Source organism: Streptomyces sp. NPDC033229, assembly GCF_055576875.1.
The window spans coordinates 13487-33453 of record NZ_JBVIQR010000039.1 but is presented as its reverse complement, the minus strand read 5'-3'; the positions used below and the strand labels follow the sequence as shown (position 1 = coordinate 33453).

The window sequence follows — 19967 nt, the reverse complement described above, 5'->3', positions numbered from 1 at the left end:
TGACCGTCAGTGACTGAGTGTGATGTACCCAGAAGTCGGCTTAGTCACTCGACTGGGGTAGTGGAACAGGGCATATCACCACAAACAATCAGAGGGTGGGTGAGGTGTCCCGAATCCGTCTCCGGAGGTCGACGTGGTGCGTCCGCAGACACCCATGGGAGTGGACCGGCAGCCGCGCTGGCGCCGCGCCGGAGCCGTGGTCACCTCGATGTGCGCGATCGCCGCCACGACCGTCGTCGCCGGACCGGCGCAGGCGGCGGGGCCCGGCGGTCCGTGCGCGCTCCCCCGCAGCCAGGCTCACCACTCCGAGGGTCTCGACAGCTGGAACCCGGCCTACCCCCGCCCCGTCGGCCACCTCGACGCCGTCATGGTCTTCCTGTCCTTCCCCGGCTCCCGTCCCCGCACCACCCCGGCCCAGCTCGCGGCCGACCACTTCCCCGGCACCTCGCGCTTCTTCGACCGGGCCTCCTACGGACGGTTCTCGCTGCACCCCCACGCCGTGAACCGCTGGCTGCGCATGCCGCGATCGGCCGGCTCGTACCGGATACAGCGCGACTGGGACGGCGATCGGCGCGGCGCCTATCTGCGCGACGCCATCGCCGCCGCCGACCGCGCGGTGGACTTCTCCCACTACGACCTCGTCTATCTCGTCGCCGACCCCGACGCCCCGGGCGTCGACTCCGACGCGACGAAGGTCGTCAACCTCGACCGGCCCGTCCGGGTCGACGGCACCGTGCTGCGCCGCATCGTCACCGTCTTCGAACACCACCCGCCGGACCGCAACGTCCTCGCCCACGAGACCGGGCACGTGCTGGACCTGCCCGACCTCTACCACCGGCCCACGGACGGCAAGGGCGACTGGGACACCCACGTCGGGGACTGGGACCTCATGGGCAGCCAGTTCGGGCTCGCCTCGGACCCCTTCGGCTGGCACAAGTGGAAGCTGGGCTGGCTCACCTCGCGGCACGTCCGCTGTGTCCGGTCCTCCGGCAGCAGCCTGCACACGCTCCACTCGCTGGAGGCCCCGATGCGGCCCGGCATCGACTCCCGGACCCGGATGATCGTGGTCCGTACGGGCGAGACGAGCGCCATCGTCATCGAGGCACGCGGCGCGTCCGGCAACGACACCACCACCTGCTCCGAGGGTGTGCTGGTCTACCGGGTGCTCAGCGACACCGCCTCCGGCGGCGGGCCCGTCCAGGTGCTGGACGCGCACCCCGACAGCCAGGCCTGCTGGGGCGAGTCCGTCTACCCGCCGCTGGCGGACGCGCCGCTGCGCGCGGGGGAGTCCCTGTCGACGGGCCCGGACGGGGTGCGGGTGGAGGTGCGGGCCCGGACGGCCGACGGGGCGTGGACGGTCGCGGTGGAGCGCGAGTGAGACGCCCTTGACATCGGACCCGGACACGACGAAGGCCCTCACCACTGGTGAGGGCCTTCGACTGTCGGTGCGCCGCCAGGGACTCGAACCCCGGACCCGCTGATTAAGAGTCAGCTGCTCTAACCAACTGAGCTAGCGGCGCCTGCTGACGTGGAAGACTTTAGCACCCTGCTCCGGCGGAACGAAAATCCATAAAGCCGGGCCCGGCGGGAGCCCCGGCGCCCGCGCGGTCAGCGGGGCACGGGGGTCGGCGTGGCGAAGGGTGCCGCCTCGGCACCGCCCCCACCTGCGGACTCGGTCGTCGCCCCCTCGCGGGCGGCCCGTACGCACGCCCACAGCAGGACCTCCGGGCCCGGGAGCCAGGGGTGCCGCACCTCGGGGGCCACCAGCCAGCGGGAGACGGGGGCCGTCGGCTCCTCCTCGCCCGGCGGATAGAGCGCGGGGGCGGTCACCGCGTCGCCCTTGCCGTGACACAACAACGGCGGCACCGCGCGGGACCACTCCTCCCAGGCGAGCAGCGCGGGCAGCCGCTGGGCGGTGCCGGGGGCGGCGAACAGCAGCAGCCGGCCACGCTGGGCGGCGACCGGGCCGGAGCCCGGGCCCGCGGACCATAAGCGGTCCAATAACCGGCGCCCGAACAGCGCCGGCGCGCTGATCACGTCGAACGCCGTGCCACAGGGCAGCACGACCGGTGCGCTCGGCTGGTCGCACCACAGGGCGTGGACGCTCTGCGGGAAGGGGCTGGCCGAGGCGAGCCAGTCGGCCCCGGCGAGGGTGACGTAGGCGGCGGTCGCGCGGTGCGGAGACTGCTGGGGGGCCTGATGAGGGGCCTGGTGAGGGGCTTGATGAGGGGCTTGGTGACGAGAGGCGTGGGAGTGCGGGCGGGCGGGGCGCGGGTCGTGCGGCCAGGAGCTCATGGGTCCTATATTCAGCGCCATTTCCGGTGCCGCCGCCAGGAGTTGCCCGAACACGGGACAAGGCGACAAGGGGTGCGCTAGTTTGTGCGCCGCATATGCCAACGGCCCATGATCGAGGACCATGGGCCGCCGTGGCCACCGGGCGGTCAGTCGACCGCTCTGCCGCTGCGCAGCAGGTCACGGCCGAACTCGACCATCTTCTTCGTGTAGTCCTCGCTCCACTCGGCGCGCGCCGCGATCACGGCGGTGGGCAGCCGGTCGAAGCGCCGGGGGTCGGCGAGCTGGGCGGCGGCCACCGCCTGGTACTCGATCGCCCGGTCGGCCGCCGCGCGGAAGGCCAGCGCCAGCTCGGTGGAGCGGGCCAGCAGCTCGCGCGGGTCCTCGATCGACTCCAGGTCGAAGAAGTGCTCGGCATCCGCGACGGCCTCGGGCGGCTCGAAGAGCAGCTGCGCGGGTTTCAGGCGGCGCGGCACACTCCCACCGCGCGCGTCGGCAGCCGACTGCGGCTCGCACATGTACATACCTCCAGGATCGTCTCCACCGCCATCCATTGTCCTGCGCCGCGCAAGTACGCCCACGGGCTAGGGGTTCCCGGTGCGGTTTCGGCCAGGGGTTCCTACGGCGATTGCGGCTACGGGCGCCATGCCCGTCCGGGCTGTTTCCGTTGGCCGCCCCGGCGGCCAGGGGGTGCGGCCGCTGTTCAGGGTCGCCATGTCACTCGGTGGTCGGACCACTGGTCCCACGTGGACATCATGGCCTCCCACCCGTCCGGGAACTTCACCGTCACCCCCAGTTGCACGGGCTCCGCCGACGGGTGCTCGTCCAGCAGGCGGTCGACCCCCGCCCGGCACACCACCACGCACGCGTGCCGGTGCCGGGAGGCCAGCACGCACAGCCGGCCCGTCTCCAGGTGGAACGCCGTCGCGTCCGGGCGCCCCGACAGGGGATGCAGCATCACCGTCACATCGAACTCCCGGCCCTGCAGCCGGTTCGCCGTGTCCACCGTGACGCCGGACACCCCCAGCCCGGCGAGCGCTGCCCGGACGGCCGCGGCCTGGTCGCGGTGGGCCGTGCCCACCGCGACCCGGTCCGCCGTGAGCGGCACCGGGTCCGGCGACCGCTCGCTCGTCGCGACCCCGCCCCGGTCCAGCATCCGCCGTACCACCTGCGCCACCGCACCGACCGCCTCCGGGTCCGTCCGGGGCGTGTGGCGGGCGGGCAGCTCCAGCAGGCCCCAGCCCGACTCGGCCGCCTCGTCCAGCACCCGGTCCGGGCCGGAACCGTCGGAGGGGACGCCGAAGGACAACCGCCGGTCGCCGTGGCCGGTGCCGCTGCGGAACGGCGTGTACGGATAGAAGGCGTCCGAGACGAGCGGCGCGGCGGACGCGGGCAGCCGCCAGGACACCGGCAGCCGGTGCTGGGGCAGCTCGGGGTTGTGCGCCAGCAGCGTGGTCACCGCGCTGGCGGACGGGTCGTACGACAGCCCCGCCCACTGGGCCGAGCCGTCCGGGCCCACCACGCTGAACGGGTCCAACTGCCCCGGGTCGCCGACGAACAGCGCCCGCTCGAACAGCCCGGCCACCGCGAGCAGCGCGTCCGAGCGCATCTGATACGCCTCGTCGACGATCGCGTGGCCCCACGGCTCGGTGACCTTGGTGTGCGCCCACTTCGCGGCCGTGGAGACGACGATGTCGAGCCCCGCGAGCTCCGCTGCCTTCGCGGACGTCACGACGGACGCGAGAGCGTCGAGCGCCGGGTCGTAAGGGCGCGCGTCGCTGCTGTGCAGCCGCCCGACGGGCAGCTCCGGGTCCTGCTCGGCGAGCCGCAGCACCAGGTCGTCGACCTGGGCGTTGGTCTGCGCGACGATCATCAGTGGCCGGCCGGCGGCGGCCAGCTCCCGTGCGGCTCGTACGACCAGCGTCGACTTGCCCGCACCCGGCGGGGAGTCCACGACGACGCCGCGGTGCGGGCTGTGCAGGGTGTCCCGCAGGATCGCGTCCGTCGCGGCGCCGGCCGCCGCCGCGGGGTCGAACGAGGCCGTGCGGGGTGCTCGCAGGGTCACGGGGCCACCCGCCGGGCAGGGGCGGGCGGCATCCGGTACTCGGTCACAGAATGTCCTCCGCGGTCACCGGGTCGGGGCCGTCCTCGTGCGTGCCCGGCGGGCCGCCGTGGGTCCAGGGCGTCCGCTCGGGGTCGGGCAGCTCCGGGCCGCCCCGGGGAGCGTGCTCGAACAGAGTCCAGCACACGTGGTCACCGGGGACCGGCACCGACCCCGGGTCGGGGACCTTGCCCCGGCCCATGCCACCGGTCAGCCGAACGGTGAGCGCGCCCGCCGCTTGGGCGACGAACTCGGCCGACTGCGCCTTGCCGTCCGCCAGCGCGCGGTGCACCTTCGCCCCCTCGGCGACGTGCGGGCCGTCGTCCGTACGGACCGTGACCAGCGGGCGCGGGCGCGGGACCTTCGCGTCCGAATACTCCATGACCACCTCGGTGACCTCGCCCGCGAAGGCCTCGCCGGCCAGCCGCCGCGCCGCCATGACCAGCGGATCGTCCAGCGCCTCCTGGGCGTCCAGCTGTGCCTGCGCGGTCTCCCGCGCCGCGAGCTTGCGGGCCGCCGTCACCGCGTCGTCCCGCTTGGGCTGCGGCGGCTCCCCGGCCCGTACGCGGTCGCGGTGCGCGGTGTACGACCAGCGGTCCCGCTTCCACCGCTCACCGACCCTGGCCCCCTCCGGGAGGGCACGCAGCAGATCGACGCCGCGCCACACGGCGTCCCAGGTGGGGCGCAGCTGCGAGGTGAGCAGGGCGCCGATCTCGCGCTCGGCGCCGGCCAGCGCATCCCGCGCGGACGGGTGGTACGGGCCCGCCTCCAGGGCCTCCGCGCGCGCCCGGTCGTAGCGGGCGACGGCGGGCGCCAGCCGCTTGTTGTCGAAGACCGGGTCGGTGGACGGGCCGGCGGGCGGACAGAGCAGCAGCCCGTCCGGGCCGCGCCCGAGCTCCGCGCGGACGGCCGCCTCCGCGCCCGTCGTCCCCGCCGGGGGATCGATCCAGGCGAGCAGCGCGGCCAGGTGCTGGTCCTCGAGGTTCGACTGGCCGGTCGCCCAGTGGCGGCCCAGCAGCTGCGTCATCGGCAGCAGCAGCGACGAGCCGGGCACGCGGGCCCGCTCGCCGAAGTGCGTCAGCCAGCGGCCGAGCAGCGGCACGCGCGGGGGAGCGGGGTAGGGGGTTTCCGGATCCTGCTCGGCGGTACGGCGGAACCGCATGGACCGCCCCAGCAGCCGTACGTACTCGACGCCCGCGCCGCTCGGCACCAGCAACTGCGGGGCGTCCGCGCACAGCTCGACCTCGACCGGGACCTTCTTGCCCGTCTCCGGATCGGTCTCCTTGCGCTGCTCCGGCACGACGTCGTCGGCGAACGACTCGATGTACGGCAGCACGGCCTCGGCCAGCTCGGCGAGGAACGCGGACCGCAGATCCCGGTCGCGGGGCTGCGCCACCATCAGCAACCGCGGCGCGTCCCGCTCGGTCCCGACCAGCGCGCCGAGCGGTGCCCCGGCCTCACCGGCGGTCGTCAGCGGCACGAACACGAGCGGCCGCTTCGCCACATGCCGATGCCGCACGGTCGCCATCGGCCGCGCCCGCCCCTCCCGCACGGCCTCGAGCCGCGCGAGCGTGGTGATCAACGACATGCGGCCTCCGTACGGGTGCGCCGCGCCGCTGCGGCGGGCATGCGAGGGGGGCGCCCGGGCGGGCAGTCCTTCGAGGCGCCGGTCGCGTCGGCCGGTGCGCCGGCCCGCGTCGCCGGGCGGGTCACGACGCGCCTCCGGCGGCCGGTCCGGTGCCGCAGGCGCCCAGCGCCTCCACGCGCAGCGCCGCCGCGCGGCGGAGCGCGGAGACGGTGGGATCGGCGGCGTCGCCCGTCTCGCCCAGGGCGGCGGAGAGGACCGATTCGACCGTGGTCAGCGCGCCCAGCTCGCCGCGCACCCCACGGCCCAGCGTCTCCACCGCACCGGCCGCACGGGCCCGCGCCCGGCAGTGGAAGGCGAGCTCGCACGCGGCCAGGCACTCCGGGGCGTAGGCCGCGCCGACCGACTCGACGGCGGTCGCCAGCTCCGCGGCGGGCCGGGTCGCGGTCCGGCCGTCGTCGGCCAGACGCAGATCGAAGGTGGTGTCGGCGGGCAGCGCGGCGGCGATGTCCTCGACCCGGGTCAGCCGGGCCAGCTGACGGCGGGTGGTGGCCAGCTGCTTGCGTACGTCGACGAGCTCGGCGGCGGGCAGGTTGGAGAAGTCCTTGGGACAGACCAGCAGGACGTGATGCCGCACGCGGGCCCGGCCGGTGGCCGGGGCGTCCTCGGGGTGACCGCGCCCCGCACCGTCCACGACGGCGGGGTGCCGGGTCGCCGTGGCGTCCTGGTGGGCGGGGATCTCACCGCCCGCGTCGTCCTGGTGGCCGGGCAGCCGTGCCGCGGTGTGGTCCCGATGGTCCGGGCGGGCCTCGGGCCGGGTGCCCGTGTGTTCCTGGTGGGCCGGCGGCCGGTTCGCGGTGCTCAGCAGGTCGCCCGTGTGGCCCTGGGGTGCCGGCGGCAGACCTGTGGCACTCGCCCGGGCATCCGCGGAGGTGGGGGCGCCGGTCTCGTCGGCCGGGTGGTCCTGGTGGTCGTGCGGCTGTGCCGCGGTGGTTTCCCGGTCGGCCGGGAGGGGCTCGGGCCCGGTGTCCGCGGCACCCCGGCGGATCAGCGGCAGATCCGCGAGGCCCGGCCGGGCGTCCGGGCGGGTGTGGGCGCCGGTCCTGTCGACCGTGTCGTCCCCGTGCCCCGGCGGACGCGCCACCGGCCCGTCCTCGTCGTCGCCCCGCCCGGAGGGATTGGGCTCGGGCAGTCGGGCCGCCACGTCCTCCAGAGCCAAGGCGTACACCGCCGCCTGCCGTGCGGCCGCGCCCACCTTCGCCGTGTCGGCCGCGCCGTCGATCATCGCGAAGGACTTGATCTCCACGACGGTCCAGCTGCCGTCGGGGTGGACGACCACCGCGTCCGGTTCCAGGTAGACCGGGGTGCCGGCCACCGGGAGGGCCAGCAGGGGGTGGTCCAACAGCGTCCAGCGGCCGGCGGCCGTGGCGTCGCGCAGGGCCAGGGCCGTACGGGCGGCGCGGCCCTCGGGCCCGACGGCCGACAGATCGGGGGCCGGGGCGGGGTCCGGGCCGGGCTCCTGCGGGCCCTCGCCCAGCCGCTCCCGCAGCAGACGGATCAACTCGGCGCCGCCGTCGCCCTTGACGCGGGCCTCGAAGGCGTTGCCCCGGACGAAGGCGAACTGCGACTGTCCGAAGGTCGCCGGCGATCCCAGGGCCCGGGCCAGCGCGCCCTTGTCGATCCCGGCGCCGTCGAGCAGCGCCCGGCGGTGACAGCCGGGATTGGCGGCCAGCGCCGCGAGGGCGCGGGCGTCGAGCGGGTGCGGTGCGACGGCCGGGCCGCGCAGGTCAGCGAGTCGCTGCCGCAGCCCCGTCGGGGTGGCTGTCGACGGCCCCGCCGCGGGCCGGCTGTCGAGGGATCTGGTCACTGGCGTCCGCCTCGCGATGTCGCTCCGGCGCCCCCGATCGGTCCCTCGGGGCCCCTGTTCCGGAGGGCGTCGACCGGGGAAGCGCTGTACCCGCCGAAGTGTCGCACCCGCCACTGACACTCGCGGGCGTCTCGGTGGTTTCCGTGCCGGCCGTGGCCCGGAAGCGGCTCCGGATCCGTTCGGCGAGCCGCAGCACCGGACGGGCCAGCAGGAAGCCGACGCCCATCACGAAGGCGCCCGCGACGGCGTCCAGGAAGTAGTGGTTGGCGGTGCCCATCACGATGACGGTGATGGCCAGCGGGTAGCCGACGCCCGCGATCCTCGCCCAGGTCGTACGGCCGTAGCGCCACAGCACGACGCCGCACCACAGGGCCCATCCGACGTGCAGGCTGGGCATGGCCGCGTACTGGTTGGTCATCCCGCCGAGCCCGCGCGGGGCACTGGCCTCGCCGCCCCACCAGCCGTAGGAGCCGTACTGGGCCATCGTGTCGACGAACCCGTAGCCGGGGTCGAGCAGCCGGGGCGGGCAGGTGGGCAGCAGGGTGAAGCCGATCAGCCCGATGAGGGTGGAGACCATCAGCCACGTCCGCAGCGGACGGTAATCGGCCGGGCGGCGCTTGAAGAGCCAGACAAGCAGCGCGGGGGTGAGCAGGTAATGCAGCGACGCGTAGGCGAAGTCGGCGGGTATGCCGAGGGAGGCGTGTTCGGTGAACAGCCGGTTGAGCGGGTGTTCGAAGTTTATTCGGAACGTTTTTTCAAGATCGAGAATTGACAGGCCGTGGTCGACGGCTGATTGCACGTCTCCCCGGACCAGCAGCCGCCCCGCCGAGTACGCGGCGTACACCACGGCGATCAGCGGCAGCTCGGTCCACCAGCGCGGCCGCTTCCCGAGTGGTGCGGTGCGGTACATCCGGACGCTCTCCATTTGTTCAGGCGGCCAACAAGCGCGCATGCAACCGTACGGTGTAAGCCACTTGGCTCGCACACCGCCCCGAGGCTTCCCGGCTACACCCTGTTCGCCCGCTGTTGTGCGGTGGTCTACGGGTCGTGAGGACAGAGACGCCTGAAATGGCCACAGGGTTGCCTGTGAAAGGGGTGAGCGATGATGGGGGTGGGACAGGCGAGCTTGTCGATCTGTCGCCAAAATCACCCACATCTTATGAAGGGGGCCCCTCCATGGCACCGCGCATCCTGCTGGCCCGGCACGGACAGACGGAGTGGTCGCTCTCCGGCAAGCACACCGGCCGTACGGACATCCCGCTCCTCGACGAGGGGCGGCGCGGGGCCAAGCTGCTCGGCGAGCGGCTGCACCGCGAGCCGTGGGACGCGCTGCCGGGCGTCGAGGTCCGCACCAGCCCGCTGGTGCGCGCGAAGGAGACCTGCGACCTGGCCGGCTTCGGCGACCGGGCCACGACGTGGGACGCGCTGATGGAGTTCCACTACGGCGCGTACGAGGGCATGACCCCGGACGAGATCAAGGCGGCGCGGCCGGGCTGGCTCATCTGGCGCGACGGCGTCCCCGAGGGCGAGACGCTGGCGGAGGTCGGGGCGCGGGCGGACGAGGTCGTGGAGTGGGCCCGCTCGGCCGACCGCGACGTGCTGATCTTCGCCCACGGCCACATCCTGCGCGTCATCGGTGCCCGCTGGCTCGGCCTCGACGTCTCCTTCGCCTCCCGCATCCGCCTCGACCCGACCTCGCTCTCCATCCTCGGCTGGGCCTACGGCGCGCCGGCGATCGAACGCTGGAACGACACGGGGCACCTCGCGTAGCGGTACGGGGTGACCCCGGCTTCGCGCTCGGCGGGCGGCCTGTGTGCGGTGTCCTGCGGACTGCGGGCCGTCTTGCCGCCTGCGGCGGCGGGCGCCCTGCGGGCGCGTCCTCAAGCGCCGGACGGGCTGGTTGTGGCTGAGGTCGGCCACCACCAGCCCGTCCGGAGAGGCGCACCCGTCACGCCAGGCGCGTAGCCGACTGGCGGGTCAGGAAGGACGCCACGGCGGGATCGCGCTCGTGCGGGCGCAGGAGGCGGGCCGTGGTGGCGAGCATCGCGCGGATGCGGGAGGAGCGGACCTGGTCGAGCAGGTCCAGGACGCGTTCGCCCGCGGCCGCCGCCTCGTCCGGGCGGCCGGCGCGGGCCAGGTCGCCCGCGAGCTGCGCGGTGAACAGCGCCGTGTTGCGCGCGAAGTGCGAGTCCTGGAGGTGGACCGCCCGCCGCGCGTGCTCCACCGCGCGCGGCCAGTCGCCGAGCACCGACCAGCACTGCGCCTCCAGCCCCTCCAGTTCCGCCTCGCCGAAGAACGTCATCCACTCCGGGTCTGTCGTCCCCGTGCCCCGCCCGAACAGCGTTCGCGCCCGCAGCAGCGCCGCCTCGCACGCCGGCCGGTCCCCGAGCCCGGCCCAGCCGCCCGCCTCGCGCAGCGTCAGCAAGGACATCAGCCGGGTCGAAGAAAGCTTCCGCCCCGCCCGCTGCGCGGCCTGCGCCGCGCGGACGGCCTCTCTCGGCCGGTCCGCGTCGCGCGCGAGGAACGCGGTGTTGCAGAACGCGTGCGCCTCCAGGGCAGCGTCCCCCGCGACCCGCGCGGTGGCGAGGGCCTCGGCGTAGTGGGAGCGGGCGTCGGCGAACCGGCCCGAGTCGTGGGCCAGCCAGCCGACCGAGATCGCCAGTTCGCCCGCGCCGGCGTGCAGCCGGTCCGCGACCGACTGCCGTCGGGTGCCCGCGTCGAGCAGTTCGTACGCCATCCGCAGGGGCTGCGCGGCGCGTCGGTAGAGGCCGTCACCGCCGTGCCGGTCGTCGAGGACCCGGATGCGCCGCACCGCCCGCTCGACGGCGGAGGCCTCGGCCTCACCGACGCGGCGGTGCGGGCGGGCGCCGGGGGCGCCGCCCAGCGAGGCGGTGGCCACCGCGGCCGTGCCGCTGGTCATGAACGCGCGACGCAACACGTCGCTCTCCTTGGTGCTGTCCGACCACTGCCGGTCGAAGGGTCGGTCGAAGGGGCTGTCAGGGACGCCTTCGGCGAGCTCCCCCGAGGGGGTGGAGTCCTGGGGCGCTTCGGGGATCTCGGATTGCGGGGACGGCGCACGTCCCGCTCCGCGCGCCCCCCGTCCGCGTACCGCGTCCCGTGGCGCGAAGCCCATGTCCGCCGGTTCGCGACCGGGGAACATGTGCCGGAACACCCGTTCGTAGGCGTAGTTGGGGCAACGGATCTCCCCGGATTCGACACGTCCGATGTAGCGCGCGTCGCAGGAGACCTGCTCGCCGATCTCACGGGCCGCACGCCGTACGGCCGCCGCGAACTCGCCAGGTGAGCGGTGTCCGCGCAACTGCCGGAAGGCGGTGTTCGGGCGGGGTGACGAGGATGCGTGGGACGACGCCATGGCCGGGCCCTCTCCCTGGCGAATGCCACCCCGCGCGTGCTCCGGGGCGGGCGGCTGTACTTGCCTTTGCGGCATGAAAACCGTACCGGCTGTGAGCTGTTCACTACGCTCGGTTTGGCTACAAAACGGATATCTCACGCACCATCCGCCATGAACTGCCATCCTTTGCGGCGGCTGTGCGCCGTAGCCGTTGACGCGATGGGGCGTTGGAATCCTTGGAGTGCGCTCGACGCGGAGTGCCCACGGCGGAGGAGGCGTTTCCCTTGGTGGAGGCCGGAGTGGACATCGGTGGTTCGCGTACGACGGCTACGACGGCGCTGCACCGTCCGCGCCAGGATCGCAGCCCGTTCCCGTACCCGCCCGTGACGTTCTTCGAGGACGCCGGTCCGTGCGACCTCGTCACCGTCCCCGCCCGTCAGGGCTTGGAGGCGGTCGACATCCTGCGGCTGCGCGACGGTGTGGGACCCGTCCTGCACGACGGCGCGTGCGACACCCTCGGCTTTCTCGTGCCGCCCGGCACCGCCGCCGGCTGGGACGTGCCCGGCAGCGCCTGCACGCAGACCTACGGCCGCGCCCCCCTGGGCGGCTTCACCGAGCCCCCCGTCTCCGGCACCGGCTGGCTCGTCCCGCCCGACGTGGCCTTCACCTCTTCCACCGACCCCGTCGTACTGAGGGCCGCGCTCGGTGAGGCGGCCCGCACGATTGCGGCCGTGGACCGCTGCCGTTAGCCGCCCGGCGGTTGGCCGGCTGCGGGCCGCCCTGGCCGCTTGCGGTGGCGGGCGCGCCGCGGGCGCGTCCTCAATCTCCCCCGGCTACCGCTGGGAGGTGCCCCCAGCGGGCTGGTTTCGGCTGGGCTCAGCCGAAACCTGGCCCGGGCGGGCGGATGGGGACGGGCTCGGCCAAATCAAGCCCGTCCGGCGATTGAGGGCACCGCCGCGCAGCGGTGGTACCGGCCACGGGCGATACTTGCCAGGTGGCGAAGGGCAAGCAGAAACAAGGGCGCGGGCGCACCGCGGAGCCGGTATCGGCGCAGGTGGCCGGCGGTCTGGCGGAGCTGGTGCCCGACCGGGACCGGCCGCGCGGCCGCACCCTTTTGATCGACGGGGCCCCGCAGTCCCATGTGGACCTCGACGATCCCGCGTACCTCGACTTCGCCTATCAGCGGCGCCTCGGCCACATCGCCGACCTCGTGGCACCGCCCGGCAAGCCGATCCAGGCGCTGCACCTGGGCGGCGGGGCGTTCACCCTCGCCCGGTACGTCGCCGCGACCCGCCCCCGCTCGACCCAGCAGATCGTGGAGATCGACGCGCCGCTCGTCCAGTTCGTCCGCACCGAGCTGCCCCTGGACGGCGGCTGGCGGATCCGGGTGCGCGGCGGCGACGCCCGGGAAGGCCTCGCCAAGGTGCCGGACGGCTGGGCGGACCTGATCATCGCCGACGTCTTCAGCGGCGCCCGCACCCCCGCGCACCTGACCAGCGTGGAGTTCACCGGGGAGGTGCGCCGGGCCCTGCGCCCGGGCGGCTTCTACGCGGCGAACCTCGCGGACGGTCCGCCCCTCGCCCATCTGAAGGGGCAGATCGCGACCGCGGCGGCCGTTTTCCCCGAGCTGGCCCTGACCGCCGACCCGGCGGTGCTGCGCGGGCGGCGCTTCGGCAACGCCGTGCTGCTGGCCTGTGACCGGGAGCTGCCGGTCGCCGAGCTGACCCGGCGGGCCGCCTCCGACCCGCACCAGGGGCGGGTCGAACACGGCCGCGCGCTGGCCGACTTCACGGGCGGCGCGGCGCCGGTCACCGACGCCGCGGCCCGGCCCTCTCCGGCGCCGCCGCCCGACGCCTTCGCGTAGAGGCGGTAGCAGGAGAGGCAGTGTCCGGGAGAGCGCCGAACGGCTCTCAGAACGGCGGGAGTTGCCCGCTGCGCACCACCTGGGAGTACCACCGGGCACTCGACTTGGGCGTACGGGCCTGGGTGGCGTAGTCGACGTACACCGCGCCGAACCGCTTGCTGTAGCCGTACGCCCACTCGAAGTTGTCCAGCAGCGACCAGAGGAAGTAGCCCCGCACGTCCGCGCCGTCGGCGATCGCGCGGCGCACGGCGTCGAGGTGCGCGTGCAGATAGGCGATGCGCTCCGGGTCGTGCACCACGCCCTCGCCGTCCGGCTTGTCGTCGTAGGCGGCACCGTTCTCGGTGACGACGAGCGGTAGTCCGGGGGCCTCCCGGGCGAAGCGGGTCAGCAGGTCGTAGAGGCCGGTGGGGTCGACGGACCAGTCCATCGCCGTCCGTTTGCCGGGCGGTTGGTGGAAGGCGACGCGGTCCGCGCCGGGCCAAGGGGACCGCTCGCCGCCCCCGTGGCCGTCCGCGCGCGAGGGGCGGCTGTCAGTGGTGCCTGATACCACTGTGGGTGCGTAGTAATTGATGCCCAGCGCGTCGAGGGGGTGGTTGATGGTGCCCGGGTCGCCGTCGTACACGAATGACCAGTCCGTGATCCCCGCCGTGTCGGCCAGCAGGTCGTCGGGGTACCTGCCGTGGAGCATGGGGTCGGTGAAGATACGCGTGGCCAGGGCGTCGACGCGGCGCGCCGCGTCCACGTCCTCGGCCGAGGCGGTGCGGGCCCTGACCGCGCCGGGGTTGAGGGCGACGGACAGCCGCGCCCGGTCGGGGAGGACCGCGCGCAGTGCCGCCGCGCCGAGCCCGTGTGCCAGGTTCAGATGGTGCGCGGCACGCAGCGCCGCGACCTCGTCGGTACGGCCCGGGGCGTGCACCCCCGAGCCGTAGCCGAGGAAGGCGCTGCACCAGGGCTCGTTGAGGGTGGTCCACAGCTCGACCCGGTCACCCAGCGCCTCGGCGACGAGCTGGGCGTAGTCCGCGAAGCGGTGTGCGGTCTCGCGCTCCGGCCAGCCGCCGGCCGCCTCCAGCTCCTGCGGCAGGTCCCAGTGGTAGAGGGTCAGCATGGGCTGGATGCCGTGCGCGAGGAGGTCGTCGACGAGGGCGCGGTAGAAGTCGAGGCCGCGCCGGGAGGCCGGGCCCCGGCCGGTGGGTTGGACGCGCGACCAGGAGACGGAGAAGCGGTACGCGCCCAGCCCGAGCTCCGCCATGAGCGCCACGTCCTCGTGGAGGCGGTGGTAGTGGTCGGTGGCGGTGTCCCCGGTGTCCCCGCCGAGCACCTTGCCGGGGACACGGGCGAAGACGTCCCAGATGGAGGGGGTCCGGCCGCCCTCCCGCGCGGCGCCCTCGACCTGGTACGCGGCAGTGGCCGCGCCCCAGAGGAAGCCGGGCGGGAAGTTCACGGACGGGGAGGGAGACGGGGAGGTAGAGGGGGACGGAGAAGGGGTCATCGAGACGCTCCCGAGGTGGAGGGAATGGGGAGAGCGGGCCATGGGGGAACGGGCAGCGGGCACCGGGAGATCAGCCCTTGACGGCGCCCTGCATGATGCCGCCGACGATCTGCCTGCCGAACAGCGTGAACGCGAGCAGCAGCGGCAGCGTGCCCAGCAGCGCGCCGGCCATGATCACGGCTTGGTCGGGCACATAGCCGCGGCCCAGCCCGGTGAGGGCGACCTGCACGGTCGGGTTCTCCTGGGTCAGCGCGATGATCGGCCAGAAGAAGTCGTTCCACGCCTGCACGAAGGAGAGCATGCCCAGGACGGCCATCGCCGGTCGTGCGACGGGGAAGACGATGTGCCACACGACGCGCCAACTGCTCGCGCCGTCGACGCGGGCCGCCTCGATCAGCTCGGTGGGCAGCGCCTCCACGAGGTACTGCCGCATGAAGAAGACCCCGAAGGCGCTGACGAGCGTGGGCAGCACCACCGACTGCAGCCGGTCGGTCCACTCCAGCTCGGCGACGACCATGAAGAGGGGGACCACGCCGAGCTGCGGCGGGATCATCATCGTGCCGATCGTCAGCATCAGCAGGACGCTCTTGAACCGGAAGCGCAGTTTGGCGAAGGCGAACCCGGCGACGGTGCAGAAGAGCACGGTGCCCAGTGCGATGGTGCCCGCCACCAGCACGGTGTTGAACAGCGCGAGGCCCATGTTGGCGTCGGTCCACGCCGTCCCCAGGTTCCGCGCCAGATTGCTGCCGAACCACAACGGCGGCGGGGTCCGGGCGAGCCGGGAGCTGTCCCGCGAGGCGGCGACCGCCGTCCACACCAAGGGGAACAGCGAGCCCACGGTGAACAGCGCCAGCACCGCGTAGGCGACGGGGCCGCCGTGCAGCTGTCGTCCCGCGCGCCGGGTGCCGACCCCCGGCCCCGGCCCGGGCGGGCCGCCCGGGGCAGGCGCGGGAGCCGGCTGGTCGGTCGTCGTGGTCGTCGTCACGGCAGCCCCTCAATGACTCTCGCGCAGTCGTCGCGCGACGGTCGCGTTGACCGCGGCGATCAGCAGCAGGATCAGGAACATCGTCCAGGCGACGGCACAGGCGCGCCCGAGGTGGAAGGAAAACCATCCCTGTTCGTAGAGATAGAGACCGAGGGTCTGGAACTGGTGGGAGGCGCCGCCCTTCTGGCCGCCCGCCCCGCCGAACAGCAGGGGCTCACCGAAGAGTTGAGTCGCCCCGATCGTCGACACCACGATTGTGAAGAGGATCGTCGGCCGCAGCGCGGGCACGGTCACATGCCGGAACTGCTGCCACCGGGAGGCGCCGTCGAGGGCCGCCGCCTCGTAGCGCTCGTCCGGTACGGCCCGCATGGCGGCCAGGTAGATCAGCGCGTTGTAGCCCGTCCACCGCCAGATCACGATCGAGGAGACCGCGAACTGTGAGGTCCAGGTGCCGCTCTGCCAGTCGACCGGGTCGATCCCCGCCACGCCCAGGGCCCAGTTGACCATCCCGTAGTCGCGCCCGTAGAGCAGGACGAAGACGAGCGTCGCGGCGGCGACCGAGGTGGCGTACGGGGTGAGCAGCGCGACGCGCCAGAAGTTCGCGGCGCGCAGCCGGTAGTGCAGCAGATGGGCCAGGCCCAGGGCCATCAGCAGCTGGGGGACGGTCGACAGGACGCCGATGGTGAAGGTGTTGCCCAGGGCGTTCCAGAAGAAGTCGTCGTCCAGCAGCCGGGTGTAGTTGCGCAGCCCCACCCACCGCATGTCGTCCGGGGCGGCCAGTTCCACGCGGTGCAGTGACGCCCAGCCCGTATAGAGGAGGGGAAAGAGCCCGAAGGCGGCGAAGAAGAGGAAGAACGGCGCGACGAAGGCGTACGGGCTGTAGCGGACGTCCCACCGGTGGAGCCGGCCGCGCACCCGGCCCGCCCGGCCGTGACCGGGGCTGCGGTCCGGGCGTCGCCGCGGGTCTTCGCCCTCGTTCCCGGCGCCCTCGTCACCCGCGCCCGCGCCACGGGCCGCGGTGGCGGTCGTGGTCATTCCTCCACCGCGTTCTCGATCTCCTTCTGCGTCGCCTTCCAGGCCTCGCGTGGGGACCTGCCCTGCTGGTCGATCTGGAGCAGCCCGATATCGGTGAAGGCGGTGCCGATCTGCTGCTCGTCGGGGCCGATCACCAAGGTGGGGATGCCCTTGGCCGCCGCGGCGAAGATCCGCCCCGTCGGGGCGCCGCCGAAGTAGGGGTGCCTGGCGTTCCTGACCTGCGGCATGTCGTACGAGGAGGGGGTGGAGGGGATGCTCGCCTGCCGGTCGAAGAGCTTGGCCTGCTGCGCGGGCGCGGTCAGCCAGACCGCGAGCCTGATCGCCTCGGCCTTGTGCCGGGCGGCCTTCGGCACGCCGATGAAGGAGCCGCCCCAGTTGGCGGGCCTGGGCGCGGCGGCCACGTCCCACTTGTTCCTGCCCGCCTCGCCCGCCTTCTCCTTGATGTAGCCGAGCATCCACGGCGGGCAGGCGACCGTGGCGAAGCGCCCGTTCGCGTACGCCTGGTCCCACGGCTTCTCGAACTGTTTGAGCCGTGCGGTCAGCCCGCCCCGCGCCGCCTGCACGGCCAGGTCCCAGGACGCCTTGACGGCCGGGCTCTTCGCGTAGATCGCCTTGCCGCGCCGGTCGTAGTAGCGCTCGGGGTAGGCGTGGATCGACGCGTTGTAGATCCCGGCGGCCGAGTCGGTGAAGACGGTGCCGGCCGGTGCCCGCTTCTTGTACGCCTTGCCCGTGTCGATGTACTTCTGCCAGTCACCGGCCCACAGCCTGCCGACCGCCTCCCGGTCCGTGGGCAGCCCGGCCTTCTCGAAGAGGTCCTTCCGGTAGCAGACGGCGATCGGCCCGATGTCCGTGCCGAGCCCGACCGTCCGGCCCTTCCGGTCCGTGGCCTGCTGCCACTTCCAGTCGAGCCAGTCGCTCCGGCGCACCCCCGCCGCCTTCGACAGGTCCTCGAACTTGCCGGACAGCGTCGTGGCCACCTCGTTGATGTTGGCGACCTCCACGGCCTGGATGTCGGCGAGTCCGCCGCCCGCCGCGAGGTGGGTCAGCAACTGCGGGTAGTAGGCGTCGTTGCGCTCGATCACGCTCTCCTTGATCGTCACGTCCGGGTGCAGCCGCTCGTACTCCGCGTAGAGCCCGGCCTGTTTGTAGCCGAAGACGCCGAAGGTGCCGATCGTGATCGTGGTCTTCCCGCTGCTGCCGCTCCCGGCGCCCCCGGTGCCGCTCGCGGTGGGGCCGCCGTCCTGGGCGCAGCCACCGAGGAGATGCGCGCCGAGCGCGACGACGGCCCCGAGGATCACCGCCCGCCGCCGGTGGGCGCACGTGCTGCCGCGCAATGGCGTCCTCCTGATTCCGCCGGGCAGGCCCTAGAGGAAAGGCGGGGCGGCCGCCCCGCCTCCAGCTCATTGAAGGGCCGCGCGTGTCGCCGACGTCGCCACTACCCGAAAGGGTGAGGGCGTGTCTTGTCGAAGTCACCGGGATGGGTGTGCGAGGGGGTGGCTCAGTGGACGGTTCCGGCGATGAGCCCGGCCGCTCCCTGGCGGAGGAGCTCGGTGCTGACCCGGCCGCCGAGGTCCACCGGGTCGTCGGCGGAGCCCCGGATGTGGGCGCGGACGAATGTGGACCCGGTCTCGTCGAAGACCATGCCGCGCAGCGAGAGCCGCCCGTCGACCTCGGTGTCGCAGTACCCCGCGATGGGGGAGTTGCAGTGACCGCGCAGGCCGTACAGCATCGCCCGTTCCGCCGTGGCCTCCGCCAGCGTCCGCGCGTCGCCCAGCTGCCGGAGCAGCGCGAGGAGGTCGCCGTCGGCGCGGCGGCACTCCAGCACCAGGACCCCGGCGCCGACGGCGGGCAGGAGCTCGTCGACGGTGAAGACCTGCCGGGCCCGCTGTCGCAGCTCGAGCCGTTCGAGTCCGGAGGCCGCCACGACCAGCGCGTCGAGCGCCGGGGTCATGGCCTTCGTGCCGTCGAGCTTGCCGAGGCGGGTGCCGACGGTGCCGCGCACCCGGACGACCCGCAGGTCCGGCCGGGCGCGGCCGAGCTGGGCCCGGCGGCGTACGGAGGAGGAGCCCACGTGCGCCCCGGCGGGCAGATCGGCGAGCGTGCGCACCGCGGAGCCCTCGGGCACGACGAGGACGTCGCGGGCGTCGTCGCGCGGCAGCATCGCCGCGAAGACCAGGCCCTCGGGGAGGGGGCCGTCGCCGGGGACGTCCTTCAGGCAGTGGACGGCCAGGTCGATGTCGCCGTCCTGCAGCCGGAGGTCGATGGCCTTGACGAAGAGGCCCTTCCCGCCGAGCTTCGAGAGATCGCCCTGCCATTGGTCGGCCTCCGTCTCGATGGGGACCACGTCGAGGCGGAGAGCGGGATCGAGTTTGAGCAACAGCTCGCGGACCCGCTCGGTCTGGGCCAGCGCCATGGGGCTCTTGCGGGTGCCGATGCGCAGCGGGCGGCTGTGGGGGGAGGGGTTCACAGAAAGCACCATGGCACGTCGCCCGGACCCCGGTACCGGCTCCGGGACGCCGTCCCGCTGACGAGGGATCAGCCAGGAGGGGGAAGAAGAAGCGGCGGGGACACGACGAAGGCCCGGTCTGTTCTCACAGACCGGGCCTTCGTCATACAGGGTGAGTAACGGGACTTGAACCCGCGACATCCTGGACCACAACCAGGTGCTCTGCCAGCTGAGCTATACCCACCATGTCCGGTGCGTTTCCCACCGGCTGAGAAAAAGTGTACAGGGTCTTCAGGGGTGCTCGCTCCCAGATGACACGCGTTCCGGGAGCGAGCTGCGTCACTATCCCTGAGCGGGCAGGACGTGCTTGGCCGCGATGGCCTTCGCGGTGTCCGAGTCCGGGCCGGGCTGCGGTACGAAGATCGCCTCGCGGTAGTAGCGGAGCTCGGCGATCGACTCCTTGATGTCGGCGAGTGCCCGGTGGTTGCCGCTCTTCTTCGGACTGCTGAAGTAGGAGCGGGGGAACCAGCGCCGGGCCAGCTCCTTCACCGAGGACACGTCGACGATCCGGTAGTGCAGGTGGTTCTCCAGCTCGGGCATGTCCCGCAGCAGGAAGCCACGGTCGGTGCTGACCGAGTTTCCGCACAGCGGGGCCTTGCCCGGCTCCGGGACGTGCTTGCGTACGTACGCCAGGACCTGACGCTCCGCGTCCTCGAGCGTCGTCCCGCCGTCCAGCTCCGCGAGCAGCCCGGAGGCCGTGTGCATTTGGCGCACCACCTCGGGCATGGTGGTCAGGGCCTCGGCGGGCGGGCGGACGACGATGTCCACGCCGTCGCCGAGGATGTTCAGCTCAGAGTCGGTGACCAGGGCGGCCACCTCGATGAGCGCGTCGTCCGACAGCGAGAGCCCGGTCATCTCGCAGTCGATCCACACCATGCGATCGTTCATACG

At 73.4% G+C, this 19967-nt stretch carries 16 protein-coding genes, 2 tRNA genes and 2 pseudogenes; 4 read left to right on the top strand and 16 right to left on the bottom strand.

The window, feature by feature from the left end:
* The first annotated feature begins 133 nt into the window (after positions 1–133).
* Positions 134–1378, top strand: a complete 1245-nt coding sequence (locus ACZ53N_RS28360; protein ID WP_469143643.1) for a M6 family metalloprotease domain-containing protein — start codon at positions 134–136, stop codon at positions 1376–1378.
* Between the two features lie 68 nt (positions 1379–1446).
* Here the strand turns inward: ACZ53N_RS28360 and ACZ53N_RS28355 are convergent.
* From ACZ53N_RS28355 to ACZ53N_RS28320, 8 genes and pseudogenes are all read right to left on the bottom strand, one after another.
* Positions 1447–1520: transfer RNA gene (locus tag ACZ53N_RS28355), tRNA-Lys, on the bottom strand.
* 88 nt (positions 1521–1608) lie between these two features.
* Positions 1609–2295, bottom strand: a complete 687-nt coding sequence (locus tag ACZ53N_RS28350; protein WP_469143642.1) for a bifunctional DNA primase/polymerase — start codon at positions 2293–2295, stop codon at positions 1609–1611.
* Positions 2296–2441: 146 nt separating this feature from the next.
* Positions 2442–2810 (bottom strand): hypothetical protein, encoded by a 369-nt coding sequence (locus tag ACZ53N_RS28345; protein ID WP_469143641.1) that lies wholly within the window; start codon positions 2808–2810, stop codon positions 2442–2444.
* Positions 2811–2995: 185 nt separating this feature from the next.
* A complete protein-coding gene (locus tag ACZ53N_RS28340) occupies positions 2996–4357 on the bottom strand; it encodes an AAA domain-containing protein (protein ID WP_469143640.1) in 1362 nt (453 codons plus the stop codon).
* A 43-nt stretch (positions 4358–4400) separates the two neighbouring features.
* On the bottom strand, positions 4401–5981 hold the full coding sequence (locus ACZ53N_RS28335) for a hypothetical protein (protein WP_469143639.1): 1581 nt from the start codon (positions 5979–5981) through the stop codon (positions 4401–4403).
* A gap of 121 nt (positions 5982–6102) precedes the next feature.
* Positions 6103–6639: pseudogene (locus tag ACZ53N_RS28330) on the bottom strand (hypothetical protein); the annotation flags it as partial.
* 534 nt (positions 6640–7173) lie between these two features.
* Positions 7174–7845 (bottom strand): annotated as a pseudogene (locus tag ACZ53N_RS28325) (hypothetical protein); the annotation flags it as partial.
* Positions 7766–8755: a phosphatase PAP2 family protein gene (locus ACZ53N_RS28320; protein WP_469143638.1), complete on the bottom strand. Its 990-nt coding sequence runs from the start codon at positions 8753–8755 to the stop codon at positions 7766–7768. The gene ACZ53N_RS28320 and the pseudogene ACZ53N_RS28325, both read right to left, overlap by 80 nt.
* Before the next feature lie 266 nt (positions 8756–9021).
* Here ACZ53N_RS28320 and ACZ53N_RS28315 point away from each other — a divergent pair, with 266 nt between their 5' ends.
* Positions 9022–9615: a histidine phosphatase family protein gene (locus ACZ53N_RS28315; protein ID WP_469143637.1), complete on the top strand. Its 594-nt coding sequence runs from the start codon at positions 9022–9024 to the stop codon at positions 9613–9615.
* 178 nt (positions 9616–9793) lie between these two features.
* On the opposite strand, the gene ACZ53N_RS28310 is transcribed toward ACZ53N_RS28315, so the two are convergent.
* The gene (locus ACZ53N_RS28310; protein ID WP_469143636.1) at positions 9794–11218 is read right to left on the bottom strand and encodes a tetratricopeptide repeat protein; all 1425 of its coding nucleotides are present in this window, start codon (positions 11216–11218) and stop codon (positions 9794–9796) included.
* Positions 11219–11484: 266 nt separating this feature from the next.
* On the opposite strand from ACZ53N_RS28310, the gene ACZ53N_RS28305 reads away from it, so the two are divergent.
* Together ACZ53N_RS28305 and ACZ53N_RS28300 are read left to right on the top strand one after the other, a co-directional pair.
* Positions 11485–11946, top strand: coding sequence for a hypothetical protein (locus ACZ53N_RS28305; RefSeq protein ID WP_469143667.1), 462 nt, complete (start codon positions 11485–11487; stop codon positions 11944–11946).
* 245 nt (positions 11947–12191) lie between these two features.
* Positions 12192–13061, top strand: coding sequence for a spermidine synthase (locus ACZ53N_RS28300; protein ID WP_469143635.1), 870 nt, complete (start codon positions 12192–12194; stop codon positions 13059–13061).
* A gap of 46 nt (positions 13062–13107) precedes the next feature.
* Here ACZ53N_RS28300 and ACZ53N_RS28295 read toward each other — a convergent pair whose 3' ends face one another.
* The 7 genes from ACZ53N_RS28295 to orn all read right to left on the bottom strand — a co-directional run bounded on the left by ACZ53N_RS28295 (position 13108) and on the right by orn (position 19964).
* Positions 13108–14550 carry a GH1 family beta-glucosidase gene (locus tag ACZ53N_RS28295; protein WP_469143634.1) on the bottom strand — a complete coding sequence of 481 codons (1443 nt, stop codon included), beginning with the start codon at positions 14548–14550 and terminating at the stop codon, positions 13108–13110.
* Positions 14551–14620: 70 nt separating this feature from the next.
* Entirely contained in the window at positions 14621–15535 is a 915-nt protein-coding gene (locus ACZ53N_RS28290; RefSeq protein WP_469143633.1) for a carbohydrate ABC transporter permease, read from the bottom strand.
* Positions 15536–15544: 9 nt separating this feature from the next.
* Positions 15545–16570 (bottom strand): carbohydrate ABC transporter permease, encoded by a 1026-nt coding sequence (locus tag ACZ53N_RS28285; protein WP_469143632.1) that lies wholly within the window; start codon positions 16568–16570, stop codon positions 15545–15547.
* On the bottom strand, positions 16567–17904 hold the full coding sequence (locus ACZ53N_RS28280) for an ABC transporter substrate-binding protein (protein WP_469143631.1): 1338 nt from the start codon (positions 17902–17904) through the stop codon (positions 16567–16569). The genes ACZ53N_RS28285 and ACZ53N_RS28280 overlap by 4 nt, the downstream gene beginning before the upstream one ends.
* A 164-nt stretch (positions 17905–18068) precedes the next feature.
* Positions 18069–19037, bottom strand: coding sequence for a hydroxymethylbilane synthase (gene hemC, locus ACZ53N_RS28275; protein WP_469143630.1), 969 nt, complete (start codon positions 19035–19037; stop codon positions 18069–18071).
* Between the two features lie 150 nt (positions 19038–19187).
* Positions 19188–19260 (bottom strand) — tRNA-His (locus ACZ53N_RS28270).
* Between the two features lie 98 nt (positions 19261–19358).
* A complete protein-coding gene (gene orn, locus ACZ53N_RS28265; RefSeq protein WP_130877958.1) occupies positions 19359–19964 on the bottom strand; it encodes an oligoribonuclease in 606 nt (201 codons plus the stop codon).
* Positions 19965–19967 lie beyond the last annotated feature (3 nt).